General features: G+C 45.7%; 17 protein-coding genes. 8 read left to right on the top strand and 9 right to left on the bottom strand.

The genetic code is table 11. The features are described 5' to 3' along the window. The 5 genes from PX636_RS07830 to PX636_RS07810 form a co-directional block, all read right to left on the bottom strand. Positions 1 to 670 (bottom strand): hypothetical protein (locus PX636_RS07830; RefSeq protein WP_288116670.1); only part of this gene is annotated, 670 nt, incomplete at its 3' end. 168 nt (positions 671 to 838) lie between these two features. Next, positions 839 to 2,845, bottom strand: coding sequence for a transketolase (gene tkt / locus PX636_RS07825; protein ID WP_288116668.1), 2,007 nt, complete (start codon positions 2,843 to 2,845; stop codon positions 839 to 841). A gap of 82 nt (positions 2,846 to 2,927) precedes the next feature. Beyond that, positions 2,928 to 4,178 (bottom strand): beta-ketoacyl-ACP synthase II, encoded by a 1,251-nt coding sequence (gene fabF, locus PX636_RS07820; RefSeq protein ID WP_012264878.1) that lies wholly within the window; start codon positions 4,176 to 4,178, stop codon positions 2,928 to 2,930. A 70-nt stretch (positions 4,179 to 4,248) separates the two neighbouring features. Continuing rightward, positions 4,249 to 4,497 (bottom strand): acyl carrier protein, encoded by a 249-nt coding sequence (acpP, locus tag PX636_RS07815; RefSeq protein ID WP_002798625.1) that lies wholly within the window; start codon positions 4,495 to 4,497, stop codon positions 4,249 to 4,251. A gap of 421 nt (positions 4,498 to 4,918) precedes the next feature. Further along, positions 4,919 to 5,638, bottom strand: a complete 720-nt coding sequence (locus PX636_RS07810; protein ID WP_288116666.1) for a biliverdin-producing heme oxygenase — start codon at positions 5,636 to 5,638, stop codon at positions 4,919 to 4,921. Positions 5,639 to 6,148: 510 nt separating this feature from the next. Between PX636_RS07810 and rpaA the strand changes: the two genes are divergently transcribed. After that, positions 6,149 to 6,889, top strand: coding sequence for a two component system response regulator RpaA (gene rpaA / locus PX636_RS07805; protein WP_002798623.1), 741 nt, complete (start codon positions 6,149 to 6,151; stop codon positions 6,887 to 6,889). Positions 6,890 to 7,296: 407 nt separating this feature from the next. Here rpaA and PX636_RS07800 read toward each other — a convergent pair whose 3' ends face one another. Continuing rightward, positions 7,297 to 8,781: a glutamate synthase subunit beta gene (locus PX636_RS07800; protein WP_002798621.1), complete on the bottom strand. Its 1,485-nt coding sequence runs from the start codon at positions 8,779 to 8,781 to the stop codon at positions 7,297 to 7,299. A gap of 379 nt (positions 8,782 to 9,160) precedes the next feature. Beyond that, positions 9,161 to 10,000, bottom strand: a complete 840-nt coding sequence (gene ylqF, locus PX636_RS07795; protein WP_002798620.1) for a ribosome biogenesis GTPase YlqF — start codon at positions 9,998 to 10,000, stop codon at positions 9,161 to 9,163. 107 nt (positions 10,001 to 10,107) lie between these two features. Here ylqF and PX636_RS07790 point away from each other — a divergent pair, with 107 nt between their 5' ends. Together PX636_RS07790 and PX636_RS07785 are read left to right on the top strand one after the other, a co-directional pair. Beyond that, positions 10,108 to 10,650 (top strand): NUDIX hydrolase, encoded by a 543-nt coding sequence (locus tag PX636_RS07790; RefSeq protein ID WP_002798619.1) that lies wholly within the window; start codon positions 10,108 to 10,110, stop codon positions 10,648 to 10,650. A gap of 160 nt (positions 10,651 to 10,810) precedes the next feature. Beyond that, complete coding sequence (locus PX636_RS07785) at positions 10,811 to 11,752, top strand: hypothetical protein (RefSeq protein WP_041803885.1); 942 nt, start codon at positions 10,811 to 10,813, stop codon at positions 11,750 to 11,752. Positions 11,753 to 11,777: 25 nt separating this feature from the next. Here PX636_RS07785 and PX636_RS07780 read toward each other — a convergent pair whose 3' ends face one another. Further along, a complete protein-coding gene (locus PX636_RS07780; protein WP_288116664.1) occupies positions 11,778 to 12,719 on the bottom strand; it encodes a TIGR04168 family protein in 942 nt (313 codons plus the stop codon). A gap of 321 nt (positions 12,720 to 13,040) precedes the next feature. Between PX636_RS07780 and PX636_RS07775 the strand changes: the two genes are divergently transcribed. Next, the gene (locus tag PX636_RS07775; RefSeq protein WP_012264871.1) at positions 13,041 to 13,238 is read left to right on the top strand and encodes a hypothetical protein; all 198 of its coding nucleotides are present in this window, start codon (positions 13,041 to 13,043) and stop codon (positions 13,236 to 13,238) included. 1 nt (position 13,239) lies between these two features. Here PX636_RS07775 and PX636_RS07770 read toward each other — a convergent pair whose 3' ends face one another. Next, complete coding sequence (locus tag PX636_RS07770; protein ID WP_002798616.1) at positions 13,240 to 14,406, bottom strand: cysteine desulfurase family protein; 1,167 nt, start codon at positions 14,404 to 14,406, stop codon at positions 13,240 to 13,242. A 1,133-nt stretch (positions 14,407 to 15,539) separates the two neighbouring features. On the opposite strand from PX636_RS07770, the gene PX636_RS07765 reads away from it, so the two are divergent. From PX636_RS07765 to PX636_RS07750, 4 genes are all read left to right on the top strand, one after another. Further along, complete coding sequence (locus PX636_RS07765) at positions 15,540 to 16,862, top strand: CmpA/NrtA family ABC transporter substrate-binding protein (RefSeq protein ID WP_288116662.1); 1,323 nt, start codon at positions 15,540 to 15,542, stop codon at positions 16,860 to 16,862. 145 nt (positions 16,863 to 17,007) lie between these two features. After that, positions 17,008 to 17,835, top strand: coding sequence for a nitrate ABC transporter permease (gene ntrB, locus PX636_RS07760; RefSeq protein ID WP_104395223.1), 828 nt, complete (start codon positions 17,008 to 17,010; stop codon positions 17,833 to 17,835). Positions 17,836 to 17,982: 147 nt separating this feature from the next. Then, a complete protein-coding gene (locus PX636_RS07755; protein ID WP_002798613.1) occupies positions 17,983 to 19,989 on the top strand; it encodes an ABC transporter ATP-binding/substrate-binding protein in 2,007 nt (668 codons plus the stop codon). A gap of 46 nt (positions 19,990 to 20,035) precedes the next feature. Beyond that, entirely contained in the window at positions 20,036 to 21,040 is a 1,005-nt protein-coding gene (locus PX636_RS07750) for a nitrate ABC transporter ATP-binding protein (protein WP_288116660.1), read from the top strand. Positions 21,041 to 21,345 lie beyond the last annotated feature (305 nt).

Genomic DNA, 21,345 nt, shown 5'->3' with positions numbered 1-21,345 from the left:
TTTCCCCATCTTCTCTAGAGGTAACTATCCCCGATACAGAGACTCTTTTTTCTAGATATTCTTTGATATTATCAAGTAAATTTGGTTCAAAGTAACATTTAACACTTTTATTAGTCAATAAATTGTAAACTCTAAAAATAGGTTGACGACTTACATCAATAGCTTTAAGCACACCTTCTACAGTACCAAAACTTTGATATTTTCCCCCGATAATTTCATCAACATTAGCAATCAAAGCTTGATTCAAGTCGATACACCTCGAATCAAAGCCCAATTGCACCATAAACTCATCTCTTTTTTTCAATATTGCTAATGATCGCGCACTTTCTAAAGCTCGATCAGAAAAATAATTAGGGCGAATCGGATGTTCTAAAATTGTTACTATTCCCCTTTCTACAGTCTTAATAACTTCAGAAATTTGACTAGGTGTAATCTGATCTTGAGGCATTCCTTCTAAAGTAAGATGAATGCTGCCACTATGAATTTGAGAGATTCTCCAATTTATCAGGGGGCGATTTTTGTTAGCAAGGGTTTTATCTACTTCATGGAGTAGTATTGCTAATTGTTCTTGAGCTTTGATAAATTTATCAAAAGACAACAGTGAGCCTTCTATATCTAGTGTTAGGCTCTTGATTGTTTCCCTCGATATAGGGCTTTCCCCTTTAGTCATGGCTCTAGGAATCGTGATAATTATCTCAAGTGTAAAGGTTTTGGCTAACTACTAAAGCTTCCTACTTTACATTTTTACATGAACTAACCCTAAAGCCTAAACTAGGTTGACCTATAACCACAAAAAAACCCGCTGGCGCGGGCTTTTTTCACAAAACCAAAGTTTTAATTAACCTAACAACGCTTTTGCCTTCGCTACCACGTTATTCACGGTAAAACCGAACTTCTCTAGAATCACACCTCCTGGAGCAGAAGCGCCGAAGGTATCAACCCCCAACACATCCCCCTCATCGGTGATGTAGCGATGCCAACCCATAGTTGAACCCGCTTCCACCGCGAGACGTTTTTTCACTGCTTTCGGCAGTACCGATTCTTTGTATTCTGCCGATTGTTCCTCGAATAGCTCCCAACAGGGCATAGAAACGACGCGAGCTTTAATTCCTGCTTCTTTCAACACCGCAGCCGCTTTATCGCAGAGATACAACTCGCCACCCGTACCGATGAGAATGACATCGGGAGTACCTTCACAATCGGTGATAGTATAAGCACCTTTAGCCACACCCGCAAGGGAAGTTCCCGCTAAATTGGGCAGATTCTGACGGGATAATGCTAGTAACGTCGGGCGCTTAGTTTCGCTCACCGCTACTTTATAAGCACCGGAAGTTTCCGTACCATCCCCCGGACGCATGACTAACAAGTTAGGAATAGCGCGCAGAGAAGCAACGTGTTCCACGGGTTGGTGAGTCGGTCCATCTTCCCCTAGGGCAATGGAATCGTGAGTCATTACCCAGATGACGCGGGTTTCTGACAATGCCGATAAACGGATAGAATTCCGCATATAGTCGGTGAAAATCAGGAAAGTCGCCCCGTAGGGAATCAATCCCGTGTTATGGAGAGCAATCCCGTTACAAATCGCCCCCATCGCGTGTTCCCGCACACCAAAATGGACGTTACGCTCCTGATAACTGCCTTTTTGGAAATTACCAAAATGCTCTAATTCCGTGTAGTTAGAGTGGGTTAAATCCGCCGAACCACCGATTAAACCGGGTAAAACCCCCGCGAGCGCATTTAAGCAGATTTCCGAGTGTTTACGACTAGCCAGGGCCTTATCTTCGGGTTTATAAACCGGTAAAGCTTGCTCCCAGCCTTCCGGCAGTTGACCAGTGGTTAACTGTTCAAATAAAGCCGCTTCTGCGGGATATTTAGCCTGATATTCGTTAAATAACTTATTCCAGTCCGTTTCTGCCGTCGTTCCCTTGTCCACTGCTTGCCGGAAACGATTTAACACCTCATCGGGAACCACAAACGGCTCGTATTCCCAACCTAGTGCTTTCCGGGTTAACTCGATTTCTGTTGCTCCTAAGGCTGCCCCGTGAACATCGGCGGTATTAGACTTATTGGGGGAACCATAACCGATGGTGGTGGTGATTTTAATCATCGAGGGTTTATCGGTGACAGCTTTGGCGGCTGCGATCGCATTGGCAATGGCATCTAAATCGGTGTTACCATTCTCGACGTGCTGAACGTGCCAACCGTAGGCTTCAAAACGCTTGCTCACGTCTTCGGTGAAAGCGATATCGGTGGAACCATCGATCGAGATATGGTTATCATCGTAGAGGGCGATTAACTTGCCTAAACCCCAGTGACCGGCTAAAGAACAAGCTTCTCCGGAAATACCCTCCATATTGCAACCATCACCCAAAATCACATAGGTGTAATGGTCGATAATTTTGGCATCCGGTTTGTTGAAACGGGCCGCTAAATGGGCTTCTGCTAGGGCCAAACCGACACCATTAGCAATCCCTTGACCCAGCGGACCGGTGGTCACTTCTACCCCTTCCGTGACGAAATTTTCGGGGTGGCCAGGGGTTTTCGATTTCCACTGCCGGAATTGTTTAATTTCCTCTAGGGGAACGCTATCGTATCCGGTCAGGTACATCAAAGCATACTGCAGCATACAACCGTGACCGGCGGAGAGAACAAAACGATCGCGATTGACCCATTGGGGGTTTTTCGGGTTAAAACGCAGGAATTGATCCCAGAGGACAAAGGCCATGGGTGCGGCCCCCATCGGCAGTCCGGGGTGTCCCGATTTAGCTTTTTCCACGGCATCCACCGCTAAAAAACGCACCGCATTAATACAAAGTTCTTCGAGGGATTGGGAGGCGACAACCATAATGTTTTTTAGAATGAACTACAAAAATAAGACCAGGTTAAAGAGGGAGCCACTCAAAGATTACTCTTTCAGGGGCATCGACTCAAGCATATTTTCTAAAAGCTAAGGTGACGTTATGGCCACCAAATCCAAAGGAGTTGGAGAGGGCAGCGTTAACTATCTGCTGACGACTTTCGTAGGGGACGTAATCGAGATCACAATCGGGGTCAGGATTGTCAAGGTTGAGAGTCGGGGGAATCCGCTCATTAGCGATCGCCATTACCGTGGCCACGGCTTCAATGCCGCCAGAACCGCCTAAAAGGTGGCCTGTCATCGATTTGGTGGAACTGACGGGGATTTGGTAGGCCGATTCTCCTAAAGCTTTTTTAATCGCCTTGGTTTCCGTGGGATCATTGGCCCCTGTACTGGTGCCGTGGGCGTTGATATAGCTAATTTCCGCCGGAGTCAAACCGGCATCTTTGATCGCTAATTCGATCGCTCTGGTGGCTCCACGACCATCGGGAACCGGTGCAGTCATGTGATAGGCATCGCAAGTCAGACCATAACCGATCATTTCGGCGTAAATCCGCGCCCCACGGGCTAAGGCCGTTTCTAATTCCTCTATAATCAAAATTCCTGCCCCTTCCCCCATGACAAAACCATCCCGGTCCTTGTCAAAGGGACGACTGGCCCGGGTGGGGTCATCGTTGCGGGTGGACAGGGCCTTAGCGGAGGCAAAACCAGCCAATCCTAGGGGGGTAACGGCGGCCTCCGTCCCACCGCAGATCATCGCTTTGGCCAAACCCCTTTGTACTAGACGAAAAGCATCGCCGATGGCATTGGAACCGGCGGCGCAAGCGGTCACGGTGCAGTTACTCGGTCCTTTGGCCCCCGTGTGGATGGCGGTTAAACCAGCGGCCATATTGGCAATCATCATCGGGATCATGAAGGGACTACACCGGCCCGGACCTTTTGTCAAGTAAATTTCCTGTTGATCCTCAAGCACTTTTATGCCACCCACGCCCGTACCGATTAGTACGCCTATATCATCGGCATTGAGAGCGTCGATAACTAATCGAGAATCTTGCAGTGCTTGCAAACTGGCGGCGACGGCAAATTGAGCGAAACGGTCCATGCGCTTTGCCTCTTTGCGATCCACATAGTCGTGGGGGTCAAAACCCCGCACTTCCCCAGCAATGCGACAAGCGTGACGGGAGGCATCAAAGTGTGTAATTAAACCAATGCCACTTTTGCCGTTGATTAAGCCTGTCCAATAGTCTGCTAGATTATTGCCGAGGGGAGTGATTGCACCCATCCCCGTGATGACAACCCTTTTTAATGGCAATTCTGTCATGTTTGTTCAAAAATAAGGGCAGATTTTGCCCCAGATATTTAAGGCTAAATTGTCAATTTTCCCGCAATAATTAGGCGGTTGCTCCTACTTTCTCGCTAATATGGTCAACAGCTTTGCCCACAGTGTCAATTTGTTCGGCCGCTTCGTCGGGAATTTCAATATCAAATTCTTCCTCTAAAGCCATCACTAACTCCACCACATCAAGGGAATCAGCTTGCAGATCATTAGCAAAGCTTGCGTCGGGAGTAACTTTTTCCGGCTCTACTTCTAATTGTTCCACAACAACTTTTTTAACTCGATCGAAAATACCTTCACTCATGGATGTCAATTTTTATCCGCTGGTTTACCGGACTCTAGCCTCTAGGGTCTGGGGAAATGGGGCGGTGTTACCATTTCCGACAATAAATTTCGGTTAGCTTTTTCACTGACCATTTTTCATCTTACTGGAAGTTGTTCCCCTCTTGATGAAGTTTTTTCGCGATCATCGGGGAAATTGGGGTGTGGGGTGTGGGGTAGTGGGGTATGGCGTGTGGAGTGTGGGGAGAATAAATAAAAATAATCTCCTGTCTCCTGACTCCTGACTCCTATCTCCCGAATCCTGACTCCTGACTCCTATCTCCCGAATCCTGACGACCGAATAAAAAGCAAAAATATAACGGATAACTCTGAAATTAAGATAATAATCATGGCTGACCATCACCCAAATTTTAGAATTTCCGTTTTTTTGGTTTTCTTGACTACTATTCGGCGGTAGCCAATCCAGTTTCGGTGCTGCCGGTGCTGCGACGACGGGTGAGAGTATTAAAGAGCATAATTCCGATCGCTTTGATCAGATTACCTTCCAACTCTTGGAACATTTTCATGTTCATGCCAAAAGCGGCGTTAGCTTCGGTGACAATGCGATCGGCCATGGCTTGATCCACCGGTAACTCGTCGAGAGTTTGACGATAGTGGTTTTTATAGGCTTTTTCGTCGGTAATATCTTTAAAATCATAGAAAGCTGTGCCACCAGTTTCCAGATTCATCGCTTTTTCGGCGATTTTTTTCAAGATTTGCCCCCCGGACAGATCGCCGAGATAACGGGTATAGGAATGGGCGACTAATAATTCGGGTTCTGTTGTGGCGATTTCCCGAATCCGGTTAACGTAGGCCTGACCTGCGGGAGATAAAGCGATCTCGTTGCGCCAATTGGGACCATAATAAAAATATAAATCCTGTTCCAGCGCATTTTTGCGATTGAGTTCAGGAAAACAGATTTTAGAAACGACGGGATGACTAGGAAGTTTTTCCATCTCCTCCTCCATGGCCGAATAGACGAAGTAGAGGTTAGCCACCAGTTTGCGATAGGAAGTTTTTTCTACCACACCTTTGAGAAAACACTTGACAAAACCGACGTTTTCTGCCATGGTGTGGGATTTTTTCGTGCCTTCTCGCAGTTGAGTTGATAAATTAACGCTCATATTATGATCACCTGTTGGGATGAGTGGAATGGATCGGGTTCGTTACAGATGCTTACTAAAACCGTCTATTTTGGTAGATTAAACTGAATCGATCGGTAATTTTATTAAGAATTTTTACAGTGCCGCCGGGGGAGTTTAGGGGAGAAATTTAGCTCTAGCAGGACTTGACCGCCAGTTGAAACTGGTATTGAGCCAGATGGCGAAATTGTAAAGATTAGTGAAAAACTGCTCCCTAGTTGATCTTTGGATAAGAGAGGGTGTAGTTTAGCGCCAATATCAATCATCGAGCAACATTCTTCACGCTTCTTAAAAATTCTTAACATTCAGGAGACTTATATCAGCAAAATTTCACAAATTAAAACCGAATTTAGCAATCATGCTTATAATCAGTACAGGATTCTTTATGTTGTGCTAAACTCAAGCCCTTGAGAGACAAAGCCCTAGTTGCGATGTCAGCGAGAACACATTTAGCAACCCCCTACCCAAACCCTTAGTCATAACACTCTGGTAATGCCCCGAATACTTGTAATCGATGATGATCCTGCAATCGCGGAATTAGTCTCCATCAACCTGGAGATGGCGGGTTATGACGTTAATCCCGCAGAGGACGGGATTAAAGGCCAGGCCTTGGCCGTCCAGTTACAACCCGATTTAATCATGCTGGATTTAATGCTGCCCAAAGTCGATGGTTTTACTGTCTGTCAGCGTTTGCGACGAGATGAACGCACGTCCGACATCCCGATTTTGATGCTCACAGCCTTGGGACAAACCCAAGATAAAGTGGAAGGTTTTAACGCCGGTGCCGATGATTACCTGACCAAACCTTTCGAGGTGGAGGAAATGTTAGCTAGGGTACGCGCTCTCCTCAGACGCACCGATCGCATTCCCCAAGCCGCTAAACACTCAGAAATACTCAGTTTTGGACCTTTAACCCTGGTTCCCGAACGTTTTGAGGCGGTCTGGTTTGAAAGTGTGGTCAAGTTAACCCATCTAGAATTCGAGTTACTCCACTGTCTTCTCCAACGTCACGGTCAAACCGTTTCCCCTAGTGATATTCTCAAGGAGGTCTGGGGATACGATCCCGATGATGATATCGAGACTATTCGCGTTCACATTCGCCATCTGAGAACGAAACTAGAACCCGATCCCCGTCATCCTCGCTATATTAAAACCGTTTACGGTGCGGGTTATTGTCTGGAGTTACCCACCAATGAACAGGTGGTGCTTGATTCATCGGCGGCAACGGTTTAAACAGGGAGCAATTGTCTAGATAGGCAATAGGGACAATTGTTTCGTCGCTCCTCCTCCTCTTCAGATTGAGAAGGTTTGACCGGCGGTTGGGTTTTGATGGCTATGGCTGAGGCCTCTTTTTGGCCCTGACTATCACAAGGGGTAAGCACCCCCAGCAAGTCAGGACAATGGCAGGAGTAACTAGGGCTGGCTGAATAAATCTAAAAACCTTGTTGGGTAAGACTTTTAGACCTTTTAGAAATCAAAAAGTACCGGATATGGGAGTGATCGGGGGGAAAATTCAGGTACTTTTTCCCTGAAAATTAGGTAATTGACCCCCTCAAAATCGGTAAAACCCTACACCCCACACCCCACACCCCACACCCTGCCCCCACAAAAAACTTTTTCAGCAAGCCCTAACTACTGGTTTAAGGTAAATCCGTCGCCCCCATCAAAAAGCGATCGCATTCTCTGGCGGCCCCGCGACCTTCATTAATCGCCCAAACCACCAAACTTTGACCACGACGACAATCCCCTGCGGCGAACACTTTCGGTAAGCTAGTGGCAAATTGACCGTGTTCGGCCTTGATATTGCTGCGGGCATCCTTTTCTAAGCCTAAATCATCGAGTAAAGGCTGTTCTGGTCCCAAAAATCCCATGGCCAATAGAACCAATTGCGTCGGGATGACTTTTTCTGTTCCTGCTACCGGTTGGGGGATAAACTGCCCTTTTTCGTTGCGTTGCCATTCCACCCGTACCGTGTGAATCCCTGTGACGTTGCCCTCGCTATCCCCCTCGAATTTAGTCGCCGTGGTGGTATAAACCCGGGGGTCATCGCCAAAACGCGCGGCCGCTTCCTCTTGTCCATAGTCCAGACGGTAGATTTTCGGCCATTCGGGCCAGGGATTATCGGCGGCCCGTTCTCGGGGCGGTTGCGGCATAATCTCTAATTGGGTGACGCTACGGCAGTTATGACGCAGGGAAGTCCCCACACAGTCGGTTCCCGTGTCGCCACCGCCGATAATTACCACGTCTTTACCCGCGGCCGAGATAAAATCCTCCCCCGGTTGTCCATCTAATAGTGCTTTTGTATTAGCGGTGAGAAACTCCATGGCGAAGTGAATGCCCTTTAATTGGCGACCTTCGATGTTTAAATCCCGGGGTTTGGTGGCCCCGGTACAGATAACCACGGCATCGTATTCGTTTAATAGGTCTTGGGCGCTGATATCCTTGCCCACTTCCGTGTTACAGACCATTTTTACCCCTTCCTGTTCGAGCATCTGGAGACGACGCAGAACCACTTCTTCCTTATCTAACTTCATGTTGGGGATACCGTACATTAATAGCCCCCCGGGGCGATCGGCCCGTTCATAAACTGTCACCCAGTGACCGGCTTTATTTAACTGGTCGGCGGCTGCTAATCCAGCAGGTCCAGAACCGATCACGGCCACTTTTTTGCCGGTACGGATGGCGGGGGGATTGGCAGTAATCCAACCGGATTCCCAACCTTTGTCAATAATCGAACATTCAATATTTTTGATCGTAACGGGGGGATTATGAATACCGAGAACACAGGAACCCTCACAGGGAGCGGGGCAGACTCTACCGGTAAATTCGGGGAAATTATTGGTTTTATGGAGGCGATCGAGGGCTTCTCGCCACAATCCTCGATAGATTAAATCATTCCATTCGGGAATCAGGTTATTAATCGGGCAACCACTGGCCATGCCACTAATTAGCGTTCCCGTGTGACAAAATGGTGTACCACAATCCATACAACGGGCGGCCTGATTGCGGAGTTTATCTTCTGGCATGGGAAGATGAAACTCATCCCAATTATGAAGGCGATCGAGGGGGGTAAGTTCGGAAGGAAGTTCACGCAGGAATTCGATAAAGCCAGTCGGTTTGCCCATAGTCTTTGTTATCTCTGTCGTTTATTCCCTATCTTCCTTCACAGTTCGATCGATCCCCGCAACTTTACCGATTTCTTTAATCTTATCGGCAACTCAGTGGACTAACAGGCGGTAATTTTGACAAATTCGGGAATTAACTAGGGTCTGCTGAATAAATCTAAAAACCTTGCTGGATAAGACTTTTAGCCTTTTTTGAAATCCAAAAGTACCAGATATGGGAGTGATCAGGGGGAAATTCAGCTACTTTTTCCCTGAAAATTAGGTAATTGACCCCCTCAAAATCGGTAAAACCCCACACCCCACACCCTACACCCTACACCCTGCCCCTAGGAAAAACTTTTTCAGCAGACCCTAACTATTGAGTTAAAAACAGGCGATTTCAAGAGGAAGGGGGCAATTCTAAGGGAATAGCCCCGATGATTCCCTTACGAAAATCATTGAGTAACTGCATGGCTGCCCTTTCTTTATCTTCTTGATATTTGAGATTGGCCAATTTTTCGATAAAATCTTCCCCGGTCATGTCTAGAGTATTCAACCCATAACGAGATTGTAAAAGACCTTCATAGTGTAATTCTATTAATAAATCGACAAAAGCCGCCGCTATCCTTTGGTTATCATAACCAGCATCGCCAATATCCTCACAGATAGCTAATTTCACCGCATCCCTTTGATTATCTAAACGGGAAGGGATCACCCCCGGCGCGTCTAATAGTTCTAAGGTGTCGGAAATTCGTACCCATTGTAATTGTCGCGTTACTCCGGCCCTGCGGGCGCTGGCGACGACTTTTCGCCCTAATAAACGGTTAATCAGGGCAGATTTGCCCACATTGGGAAACCCGATCACCACGGCGCGCACTGGACGCGGTAACATTCCTCTCAGTTGGCGTTTTTGGTTAATTTCATCGCCAATTTTTTCCGCCGCTTTGATAATTGCTTTAACTCTTTCTCCCTGTTTAGCGTTAGTAAAATAGACGGTTTTTCCTTGACTTTTAAACCATGTTACCCATTGTTGATGGGCAGATTCGGGAATCATATCGAGACGATTTAAGATTAACAAGCGCGGTTTATTGCCAATCCAATCGTCCACCTGCGGATGATGGGAAGCTAAGGGAATGCGAGCATCGCGCACTTCTAAGACCACATCCACGAGTTTAAGATGTTCCTTGAGTTTTCTTTCCGCTTTGGCAATATGACCGGGATACCATTGAATTAACGACATGGGAGATGGGAGTATAAAATTAAATCTTATCAGAAATAGTCCCTAGATAGCTATAATTATCTGAGAAAAAGTTTAGTAATTTCACTGCAATTATAACAGGATTGTCGATGACTAATTTAAAAAAATGGCAAATTATTAAATCCGAGCTAGTTTTTCATAATCGTTGGTGTCAAGTCCGTCAAGACGCAGTGAAGTTATCCTCCGGACAAGTTATCGATGATTATTTCGTTAATATTCGTCCTGAAATTGTTTTAGTTGTTCCAGTTACTGGGGATAATCAATTGGTTTTTGTCCGTCAATATCGTCACGGAGTTAAGGAAATTTTATTGGAATTTCCCGCCGGGGCAGTAGATGCGGGTGAAGATGATATTACTGCGGCAGCGCGTCGGGAATTCGAGGAGGAAACCGGTTATCAAAGTGATTCTCTAATACCTCTGGCTGTTTTGTACGATAATCCCGTTAAAGATACTAACAGAATTCATATTTTTTTGGCTCTTAATGCTACTCCCACAGGTCAACAAAAGTTAGATATTACCGAGGAAATTGAAGTTATTCTTCGACCTTTACAGGAAATTAATCCACAGGAAATTACCGTCTCTGGTAGTTTAGCTGCTTTCTATCTAGCGAGGGATTTTTTAAAGCAAAATTAAGGAGTTATAGCAGTTATATTAATGGGGATGTAGGAAGTTTTCGTTTATTCCCACTTCCCCACTTCCCGCTCTCCTACCTCTGCGCTTTTCTCTACTGTTTGAACAGGATTTGTATTACTTTAAGTTTTATTTTTTTCACTTGTCTATGAGTAATTTTTTGATGATTGCTGGCTTTATCCTATCAGCTTATGCGATTGTTGCCAACGATTCCCTACAAACTTTAGGGACTTTTTTAAGTGCCAATGAAGAACGTCCCTGGTGGATTTTATGGCTGTACACCAGTATAATCTTAGCCTCGATTTTTATCGCTGGTTGGTATATTAATCAGGGAGATGTGGCTTATAATCGACTAGAAATGATTCCCTTCCCAGAAACTTTTACTTGGATTTATATCGTTCCTCCCTTAGCAATTTTAATTCTCACCACTTGGGGAATACCTGTGAGTACAACCTTTTTGGTTTTAACAGTTTTTGCTCCCCAATCTCTAGATGAAATGTTAATTAAATCTGCTTGGGGTTATGCTATTGCTGTTATAGTGGGGTTAGTCATCTATCGAATTATTTATCAATTAGAAAACTTTTTCCTAGAAACAGTTAATCAAGAACCTCAAAAAATCTGGGTGGTTTTACAGTGGTTATCCACCGGGTTTCTCTGGAGTCAATGGTTAATGCAAGATTTTGCTAATATTTTCGCCTATCTTCCCAGAAAGTTAGCGGCAACATGGTTAGTTTTATCTCTAACAGTTATGCTACTCCTGCAAACCATCATTTTTATTAATCACGGTGGTCAAATCGAGAAAATTGTCACTAGCAAAACTAACGCCCATGATCTGCGTTCTGCAACAATTATTAACTTAATTTATGGTCTAATTTTACTGTTTTTCGTTGGCTATAATCATATTCCCATGAGTACCACTTGGGTATTTTTAGGTTTATTAGGAGGTCGAGAAATTTCTCTGACTTTAACCAGAGAAACCCCTAATTTAGCCGCCACGGGTAAACTGGTTTTAGGGGATGCCTTAAAAGCTTTTATCGGTATGATAGTTAGTGTTACTATCGCTCTTGCTTTACCTCTACTCGCTCAAAAAATTAACTATCTATAGGAAGTGGGGTGTGGGGAGATGTAAATTAAGAATAACAAGATTGGGGAGATAGGCGATCGATTGATGACCCGGAGTGATAAAGTTTTCTATTACTGATAATCTCGAAATTATCGTTCAACCAGATTAAAGATGCTTCTGTGACTAGACCTTCTTCAAGAGTGACTAGGGAAAAATTGCGAGATTTACCCGTATCGGAGTGGAGAATACGAGGGACACTGGCAGCATTCAGATAAACAGTTCCCATCTCGGAAGTGACCACGGGATTGCGTAAACGGGAAGTAGTATGACGGAGACGGTGGTGCATATGACCGAAACTGACGAGAGGAACCTGTTTTCCTAATAGCTGTGCTTGTTCGATGGCCGCTGCTAAATCCGGATCCCCGTGGTCCCCTCCCAAGGGTTGCCAATCGCGACCACAGATAGCTTCCGCTTCCTTTCCCAGTCCGGCCGGACCATTGTGACCTAAAAAAATCAGGTTATTATAGGCAGTATCTTGAATATTAGCGATAATTTTGGCGGTAGATTCGGCAAAACTGCTGATATTATAGCGTTCTTGAAAAAATTCTCCATTTTTCCACTCGGATCCCCCCCAAGTAAAGGGACGACCCCCAACAATCGAAAGCTCTAAACTGGGTAGGTCTAGTTTTGAGTAACCCACATGAGCAACCCCTAATAATTCTAACTGGGCGGTGACACGATCTTCCTTGTTGCGATCGTAGGGACATTTTTTTCGTCCCCAGGAGGTGGCACTATACCAAGCGTCGTGATTACCGAGAATAACGGCTTTTGGTAAGGACAAACTAGCAATCCGGCCGACAATTTCTAGGGATTCATTGCCAAAATCGCCGACAAATAGGGCTAAATCCACTTGTAAAGCTTCTAGTGCTAAATTATCTTCTATTTCCCATTGGTCGTGAACGTCACCGATGACGGCGATTTTATAGCTGCGAGGGAAAGAACTTACCATTACCAGTTATTAACTATAATTTACCAATAATGATCATAACTAGGATTGGCCGAATAAATAGACCTCTTGCAAAAATCAAAAATCTTCCTTTAGGTGAGGAGTCAGGAGTCAGTAGTCAGGAGAATTAAGAATGAGCATTAATCAATTAAATGCTCTATTTAGTTATTTTATGCAATTTTATGCTTATTTTTCTCATTTTTGCCCTCTCAAAAATTAATTATGCAAGAACTCTGGTAAAGATGTAAAGATTTAAAACAAAGTTATCCACAGTCATCGGTTTGTTTGTAAATTTAGATACAGAATTATCAGGGTGATCTGTGTATGTCTTTACTACAATACCGCACTACTGCCGTTGTTACTTGTCCCCAAGCAAACACATGGGTACAACTCAGAATGCTCCCCTCTCCATACAGCTTTGATGAAGCACTACTACTCTGTGAACAGGATCAGGGCCGTTGGGTGGCATGGATTCCCGATTTTGGCGAAATTATCTTGATCGAAGGGCAATTTGAGGGATAAACTAACTCTTGCTAACAATTAAGGCAGATAAACAGCGATCAATCACTTGTTTTAATACTAGAGCCGTCCAATCGATATCGGCTGCGCTGGTGTCCCTTCCCAGGGTTAAACGAATTCCCGCCAATGCTTCTCGATCGCTGTAGCCCATAGCTTTTAAAATTGGACTAGGGGAAAGTTTGCCACTATGACAGGCGGATCCGGAACTAATGCCGATTCCTGCTAAATTAAGCTGACGAACTAGCTGTTTTCCCGTGATGTGACTGTCATCGTCTGGACGGACAATAAAGCTGACGTGGTGGGGTAAACGATAGAATCGGTCTCCTGTGGGCAGCAGATAAGGATAATCGGCTAAGAGGTCAAATAATCGATCTCGCAGGGCTATTAAACGCATTTTTTCGCTAATTAAGTCTTTTTGGGCTAATTCGGCCGCTAACCCGAAAGCAGCGATCGCTGGTACGGCTGGGGTTCCCGATCGCAGACCTTTTTCCTGACCACCGCCCCGCAGTAATGGTAGAATATCGACACCGGCTCTGACGTATAAAGCTCCCGATCCTTGCATTCCATAAATTTTATGGCTGGAAAGAGATAATAAATCTACGGGCAGTTTTCGCACATCAATATCGCATCTTGCCGCCACCTGCACCGCATCGGTGTGAAAAAGAACTCCCCTTTCCCTGGCAATGCTGCCCAATTCTTCAATCGGTTGTAGGGTTCCCACCTCACTTTGTCCGTAAATAATGGAGATTAAGACCGTATCGCTTTGAATTGCGGCTTTTAGGTCTAAAGGATTAACTCTACCTTGACGATTGACGGGAAGACGAGTAATTTGCCAACCTTGCTGCTCTAATTGTTTACAGGGTTCAGCGATCGCAGAATGTTCCACACTAGAAATAATAATATGACGGGGGCGGTTATACTGTTGAGCAACCCCGATAATTGCTAAATTATCCGCTTCCGTGCCGCCAGAAGTGAAGATAATCTGGTCCGGATTGGCATTAATTAACTCTGCCACCTGTTCTCTGGCCATTTCGATGACTGTCGCCGTATCCTGTCCCCAAGTGTGTAAACTGGAGGGATTGCCCCAATGATGCTGGAGAATAGTGGCAACCCGCTCGATTACTTGGGGATGAGTGGGGGTAGTGGCGCTATAGTCAAGATAAATTTGCATTATTTTACAATCTGAGAAATGAGAGCCAAGGACAAGCAGCTATGTTCAGTTTAGCGGCTTAGGTTTAACGCTCGATCGATTGTCGGGGCAGTTAAATCTTCCCCTGTCAAAAAACAGAGATGCCGGTTAAAGCATCCCCACAGAGTCGATTTTACCTCTCTTGTGTCAATCTCGGCAGCAGACCAGCAAAAGTCATCCCAAAGACAGAGCAAATATCGTCAACAATCAAAGTCATAAAACCGTTCTAAAAGCCTAGTAAACCGGAAAGATAGTCAGGAACGGGGAAACTTTGAGCCATCTTAAAATGAAATGAAAACAGATAAAACGCTGTAGAATAATTGAAGGTTATTTAAGAGATTTTTTCAGCCCTTTCCTGAATCCCAGACAGCCAGTTTTTGATAAGAGTCTGGGATAGGTGCGACAGTAAGGATTAAAAGTATCGTGATCAAGACAAACGATCAAATAGGCACAGTTGACTAACTGCCACTATTGACAATATTCCTAAGCATCTAATCAAGGGGAAACATCGAGCGATAATAATATGCTTTTGCCCTTGGCAAGTTCCAAAGCATAACAGAGATTGTCTCAAGCTGGTCGCGTCGCTAATACTTGCGGCGATTTTTCAGTAATCGGTAAACATTAACCGGTAATCAGTGAACTGCAAACTCAAATCCGATAACTGAGTCAAGATAGCTAAAAAACCCCCATCGCCCCACCATGCGTTTCAGACAAATTTTTATGCTTTTATGACATGACTGGCAATATTTTGTAACAATCTATACTATCTTTCCCGTTGAAGACTGTAAATTTAAGTTAATTGCTTCGGTGATAACCCTGAAATAAAGTGATCTTTCTAGCCCAGATGACCAAAAACCGCCCCTATCTATCTATCGACTCCTCAAAACTGTTATGCTTCTAGAAAAAATCTCTTAGACAAAAACTACTGTTAAATCTCCCCAGATGGAGAAGCAAAAGCGATCGAGAGATAAAAAATAGTTAAAGCCTCCTTACTGAATCAACAGTTACTTGCAAGAAATTTTCTCGGTTATCACCGCAGTCAGTTAGGGGAAGTAATGAGAATTTTTCACCGTTTCATCACCTTTGTTTAGTTTCTAATCACGATTTTTTAGTCCATGAGTAAACTTTCTAGACGTAGATTTATCTTCACTGCCGGGGCAACTGCCGTAGGAACAGCAATTCTCCACGGTTGCGCCACTCCCAATAATACCGCAACCAGTCCCTCCCCGGCCGGCAGTCCTGCCGCTTCCCCCGCTGCCAGTGGAGAAACCCCCGAAGTCACCACCGCTAAACTAGGTTTTATTGCCCTCACCGACGCTGCCCCCTTAATTATCGCTAAAGAAAAAGGTTTATTCGCTAAACACGGGATGCCCGATGTGCAAGTGATGAAACAAGCTTCTTGGGCTGCAACCCGGGATAACCTCGAATTAGGTTCGGCGGGTAACGGTATCGATGGGGCGCATATTTTATCCCCCATGCCCTACCTAATGACCTTGGGCAAAATTACCAAACAGCCCGTACCAATGTATATTCTGGCACGTTTGAATACCAACGGTCAGGCGATTTCTGTGGCTAACGAATACATGGATCTAAAGGTTGCCCTCGATAGCGGTGTACTGAAAGAATCCTTCGCTAAAGCTAAATCTGCGGGCAAAGAAGTTAAAGCCGCCGTAACTTTCCCCGGTGGTACTCACGATCTCTGGATGCGCTATTGGTTAGCCGCCGGCGGCATCGATCCGAATAAAGATCTATCCCTAATTGTTGTTCCTCCGGCACAAATGGTGGCTAACATGAAAGTCGGCACGATGCAAGCTTTCTGTGTGGGGGAACCTTGGAACGCCCAATTAGTTAACAAAAAACTCGGTTATTCGGCCTTGATTACTGGGGAATTGTGGAAGGATCACCCCGAAAAAGCTTTCGCCATGCGCGCCGATTGGGTGGATAAAAATCCCAAAGCGGCAAAAGCTTTAACTATGGCTGTTCTAGAAGCGCAACAATGGTGCAACGATCCCGCTAATGTTAAGGAAATGTGCGAGATTATTTCAGGACGGGAATGGCTGAAAATTGACCCCGCCGATATCTTGGGAAGAATGCAAGGTAATATCGATTTCGGTGATGGTCGCAAAATTGAAAATAGCCCCGTAGCCATGAAATTCTGGGCTGATAACGCTTCCTATCCCTACAAGAGTCATGATACTTGGTTTGTGACTGAAGACATCCGTTGGGGCTATATTCCCGCCGATACGGACATCAAAGCCCTCGTGGATAAAGTTAACCGGGAAGATATCTGGAGGGAAGCCGCTAAAGCCCTCAATGTTCCCGCCGACCAAATTCCCACCTCTACCTCTCGCGGCGTGGAAACTTTCTTTGATGGCGTGAAATTTGACCCCGAAAATCCCCAAGCCTACCTCGATTCCCTCAAGATCAAGAAGATTTAAATCAGTGTTCAGTGATCAGTAACCAGTCAACAGTTAAAGATGATTTTCTGATAGCTGGTAATTAATAACTGATAACTGATCACTGATGCTGATCACTGAACCACTGACCACTCCACCACTGATAACTGATAACTGATAACTGATTATGGCTGTTTCTATTTCTCGTCGTTCTCAAGGTTCAAAATGGGTAAAAGACCTCAAAAAAAAATTACCCAAACTAGCAACTTCGGCGATTGCTTTATTAATTTTCCTCGTCATCTGGCAAATACTCTGTTTTAGTCCCGATGCTCCCCTTCCTAGTCCCACTAAAGTGGTTAGCGATACCTGGGAATTAATTATTAATCCCTTTTTCAATAATGGTGGCACGGATGTGGGGTTATTCTGGCAAATTTTCGCCAGTTTACAACGGGTGGCCGTCGGTTTTACCCTTGCCGCTATTGTTGGTATCGCTGCGGGTATTTTAATCGGTAGTAGCGCCCTAATTTATGATGCGATCGATCCGATTTTCCAAATCCTGCGTACCGTTCCCCCCCTAGCTTGGCTACCCATCTCCCTAGCGGCTTTTCGCAATAACGAACCTAGTGCCATATTTGTAATTTTTATTACAGCAATTTGGCCAATTATTATTAACACAGCCGTGGGAGTACAGCAGGTTCCCCAAGACTATAAAAACGTCTCTAGAGTGCTAAAATTATCCAAAGTTGAATACTTTTTCAACATTCTTTTTCCCGCTACTGTTCCCTACGTTTTCACGGGATTAAGAATCGGTATCGGTTTATCTTGGTTGGCGATTGTAGCGGCGGAAATGCTGATCGGTGGCGTGGGAATTGGCTTCTTTATCTGGGATGCTTGGAATAGTTCCATGATCAGTGAAATTATCCTCGCTCTGATTTATGTGGGTATTGTTGGTTTCCTACTCGATCGCCTCATGGCCTACATCGCTAAATTAGTTGTACCCGAAGAAAATAAATAGGGTTTGCGGCAAAAAGTTTTTCGGTGGGGGCAGGGTGTGGGGTGTGGGGTGTGGGGTGTGGGGAGCTTTTTAAGTAAACAGTAAACAGTAAACTAAAAACTCACATCTGATAACTGATAACTGATAACTAATAACTGATAACTGAAAATGTCTGCATTTATTGAAGTCGATCACATTGATAAGGTTTTCCCTCTGCCCGATGGCCGTCAATATATTGCCCTGAAAAATATCGATCTCAGCGTTACTCAAGGGGAATTTATCTCTTTAATCGGTCACTCCGGTTGCGGGAAATCCACCCTCTTAAATATGGTCGCTGGACTCGATCGCCCGACGGTGGGAGGGGTAATTTTAGAGGGAAAAGAAATTAAAGGTCCCGGTCCCGATCGCATGGTGGTGTTCCAGAATTATTCGCTGCTGCCGTGGTTAACCGTCCGGGAAAATATCGCCCTAGGAGTTAACCGTGTGCTGCGTCATCTGCCGGCTGCTGAACGCAAAAGTGTCATCGAACATAGTATCGATATGGTACACCTGCGCCATGCGGCCAACAAACGACCGGGAGAATTATCGGGAGGCATGAAACAACGGGTAGCGATCGCCCGCGCTTTAGCCCTACGGCCAAAAGTTCTGCTACTCGATGAACCCTTTGGGGCGCTGGATGCGTTAACCAGAGGCAATTTACAGGAACGTTTGATGGAAATCGTCGAGGAAAGCCACGTTACCTGTATCATGGTCACGCACGATGTGGATGAAGCCCTATTACTATCCGATCGAGTGGTGATGTTAACCACCGGTCCAGAGGCCCATATCGGTCAGATTCTCGATGTTCCCATTCCCCGGCCCCGGCATCGTTTAGAAGTAGTTAACCACCCCAGTTACTACTCCCTCCGTAACGAGATCGTTTATTTCCTCAACCAACAGAAGCGATCGAAGAAAGTCGGCCAACCCACCGAACCGGTAACAGTGATCGGCCAAGCTACCCGACTGAAAACCAATCCTACCATCGGTTTTATCCCCCTCACCGATTGCGCCCCGATTATTATTGCCAAAGAGAAAGGTTTCTTCGCCGAGGAAGGATTAGAGGATGTTATCCTGCAACGGGAACCCAACTGGAAAGCACTCGCCCAAGGAGTGGCCACCGGTCGTCTCGATGCAGCCCAGATGGTGGCGGGAATGCCCCTGAGCATGACCATTGGGGCCGGCAATAAGCCCTCTGTCCCCGTGATTAGCGCTTTGGTACTCAGTCGCAACGGTAACGCCATCACCCTCAGCAATAAATACAGGGAATTGGGGGTAGAAAAACTCGAGGACTTAAAGGATGCCCTCCAGCAAAGTCCCGATAAAATCGCCACTTTCGGCATGGTTCACCCTGCTTCCATGCACAATCTACTGTTACGCTACTGGTTAGCTAGTGGCGGCATCGATCCCGATAGTGATGTGAATTTAGCCGTAATTCCGCCGCCTCAGATGGTTTCCCTACTAAAAGCGGGTAAGATCGACGGTTATTGTGTGGGGGAACCCTGGAACTCCTACGCCGTTCACGAAAAATTAGGCTACGTTATCGCCACCGATCTTGATATTTGGCCCGGACACCAGGAAAAAGTCCTCGGAGTCAAGGAAACTTGGGCAGCGAAACATCCCGAAACCCATATCGCCATGGTGAAAGCTTTAATTAAAGCCTGCGAATACTGCGATGATCAGCGTAATCGAGAACATATCGTTAATATTCTCAGTCAGCCCCAGTATGTGGGTGTGGATAGGGCAATTATCCGCCCCGGTTTCCTCGATGGTTATGATCGCGGTTTAGGAACTGCCCCCGAACCCCTATTCCGATTTAATCAGTTTTACGTCGATCAAGCTAACTGTCCGGGCCGAAGTGAGGCCCTATGGACCCTAACTCAGCTTGCCCGTTGGGGTTACGCGCCTTTCCCTCGCAACTGGGTGGAAGTGATTGAACGCGTCCGTCGTCCCGATCTATTTGGCGAAGCTTGCAGGTCCCTGGGCCTTCCCGATTTGGAACCCAATCGCCACAGTTTTGCCCTCTTTGATCATCTTATTTTCAATCCCGACGATCCGATCGGCTATCTGGAACGTTTTTCGATCCGTCGCGATTATCGCGTCTCGGAAGTTCTCCTCGATGATCCCGTCGCTAATTAATGGTTGTGGTGGGCAAAGCCCACCTTAAAATAAATCTAGGACGAATATGCAAACTTTTACCGATAAGACCGTGAATTCCAGCACCACCACCCAGCCTTTTTTATTAGTTAGTAATGTTGCCAAAGAATACCCCGACCCCTCCCCCGAAGGGGTTTACACCGTTTTAGACGGTGTGGAGCTGCAAGTCAACGAGGGGGAATTTGTCTGCATTATCGGTCACTCCGGCTGCGGTAAATCGACCCTTTTAAATATGGTGGCGGGGTTTTCTTCTCCTAGTCGTGGGCAAGTGCTGCTACAGGATAAAGAGGTTAAGGAACCGGGACCGGACCGGATGATGGTATTCCAAAATTATTCGCTTTTGCCCTGGAAAACTGCCTTTGAGAACGTTTATATCGGGGTTAATTCCGTTTATCCCCAAAAATCTCACGCTGAGAAGGTGAGGATCGTGGAAGAAAATCTATCCCTAGTGGGATTGACAGAAGCAGCCCAGAAAAAACCCCCCCAATTATCGGGAGGCATGAAACAACGGGTTGCGATCGCCCGCGCCCTGGCCATTCGTCCCCAAGTCCTCATCCTCGATGAACCCTTTGGGGCCTTAGATGCGATTACTAAAGAGGAATTACAGGAAGAATTGCTGAAAATCTGGCAAGAACACCAGTTAACCGTGTTGATGATTACCCACGATATCGATGAGGCTTTGTTCTTGTGCGATCGCTTGGTGATGATGACCAACGGCCCGAGCGCTAAAATCGGTGAGGTGTTAAAGATGCCTTTTGCTCGTCCCCGGGTTCGTTCCCAAATCACCGAGGATCCCCGTTACTACGAACTCCGCAATGAAGCCCTCGATTTCCTCTACAATCGTTTTGCCCATTCGGAGGATCCCAACGAGGATGCCCCCGAACACCCCCGCACAGAAAATCTCGTGGGTAAAATTGTTACTACTATTGCTGGCATAGCCTTACTCGCTTTTGTCGGTTTTAGCCTGATACAAATGTTCACCAGCAAGACTGCCAATACTACTAATCCGGCTACCATCGAGGCCCCCAGATAGGTAACAGTTATCAGTTATCAGTTATCAATGATTAAGATGTTCAAAGACCGATTTATCACCGGGAGCATCTCAGTTCTGCGATGAGTATAAACACTTAGGAAAAACCAGCGATCAGCAAAATTTGGTTTTGCAAGTGAAAAGAAATAGGGTTCTTCGGTTTGTCTTATGCAATAGACGGGGTTATAAGAGATGAAACCCTTATAGAGAAAGACATTTGGCGATTTTTGTCAATTGTTTTTAATCTAGAGCGAACTAATCAATTAAATCTTTTGCCAGATAAGGATTTAGTCGATTTATGCTCCCTG

The organism is Microcystis sp. M53598_WE2 (genome assembly GCF_030067735.1).
Taxonomy (GTDB): domain Bacteria; phylum Cyanobacteriota; class Cyanobacteriia; order Cyanobacteriales; family Microcystaceae; genus Microcystis; species Microcystis aeruginosa.
Note: the sequence above shows the minus strand (reverse complement) of the source record. Positions and strands in the feature narration are given on the sequence as shown.

Excerpts from the sequence above, each read along its gene's own strand:
- tkt (WP_288116668.1), bottom strand. The coding sequence starts at position 2,845 with ATGGTTGTCGCCTCCCAATCCCTCGAAGAACTTTGTATTAATGCGGTG.
- fabF (WP_012264878.1), bottom strand. The coding sequence starts at position 4,178 with ATGACAGAATTGCCATTAAAAAGGGTTGTCATCACGGGGATGGGTGCA.
- acpP (WP_002798625.1), bottom strand. The coding sequence starts at position 4,497 with ATGAGTGAAGGTATTTTCGATCGAGTTAAAAAAGTTGTTGTGGAACAA.
- PX636_RS07810 (WP_288116666.1), bottom strand. The coding sequence starts at position 5,638 with ATGAGCGTTAATTTATCAACTCAACTGCGAGAAGGCACGAAAAAATCC.
- rpaA (WP_002798623.1), top strand. The coding sequence starts at position 6,149 with ATGCCCCGAATACTTGTAATCGATGATGATCCTGCAATCGCGGAATTA.
- PX636_RS07800 (WP_002798621.1), bottom strand. The coding sequence starts at position 8,781 with ATGGGCAAACCGACTGGCTTTATCGAATTCCTGCGTGAACTTCCTTCC.
- ylqF (WP_002798620.1), bottom strand. The coding sequence starts at position 10,000 with ATGTCGTTAATTCAATGGTATCCCGGTCATATTGCCAAAGCGGAAAGA.
- PX636_RS07790 (WP_002798619.1), top strand. The coding sequence starts at position 10,108 with ATGACTAATTTAAAAAAATGGCAAATTATTAAATCCGAGCTAGTTTTT.
- PX636_RS07785 (WP_041803885.1), top strand. The coding sequence starts at position 10,811 with ATGATTGCTGGCTTTATCCTATCAGCTTATGCGATTGTTGCCAACGAT.
- PX636_RS07780 (WP_288116664.1), bottom strand. The coding sequence starts at position 12,719 with ATGGTAAGTTCTTTCCCTCGCAGCTATAAAATCGCCGTCATCGGTGAC.
- PX636_RS07775 (WP_012264871.1), top strand. The coding sequence starts at position 13,041 with ATGTCTTTACTACAATACCGCACTACTGCCGTTGTTACTTGTCCCCAA.
- PX636_RS07770 (WP_002798616.1), bottom strand. The coding sequence starts at position 14,406 with ATGCAAATTTATCTTGACTATAGCGCCACTACCCCCACTCATCCCCAA.
- PX636_RS07765 (WP_288116662.1), top strand. The coding sequence starts at position 15,540 with ATGAGTAAACTTTCTAGACGTAGATTTATCTTCACTGCCGGGGCAACT.
- ntrB (WP_104395223.1), top strand. The coding sequence starts at position 17,008 with ATGGCTGTTTCTATTTCTCGTCGTTCTCAAGGTTCAAAATGGGTAAAA.
- PX636_RS07755 (WP_002798613.1), top strand. The coding sequence starts at position 17,983 with ATGTCTGCATTTATTGAAGTCGATCACATTGATAAGGTTTTCCCTCTG.
- PX636_RS07750 (WP_288116660.1), top strand. The coding sequence starts at position 20,036 with ATGCAAACTTTTACCGATAAGACCGTGAATTCCAGCACCACCACCCAG.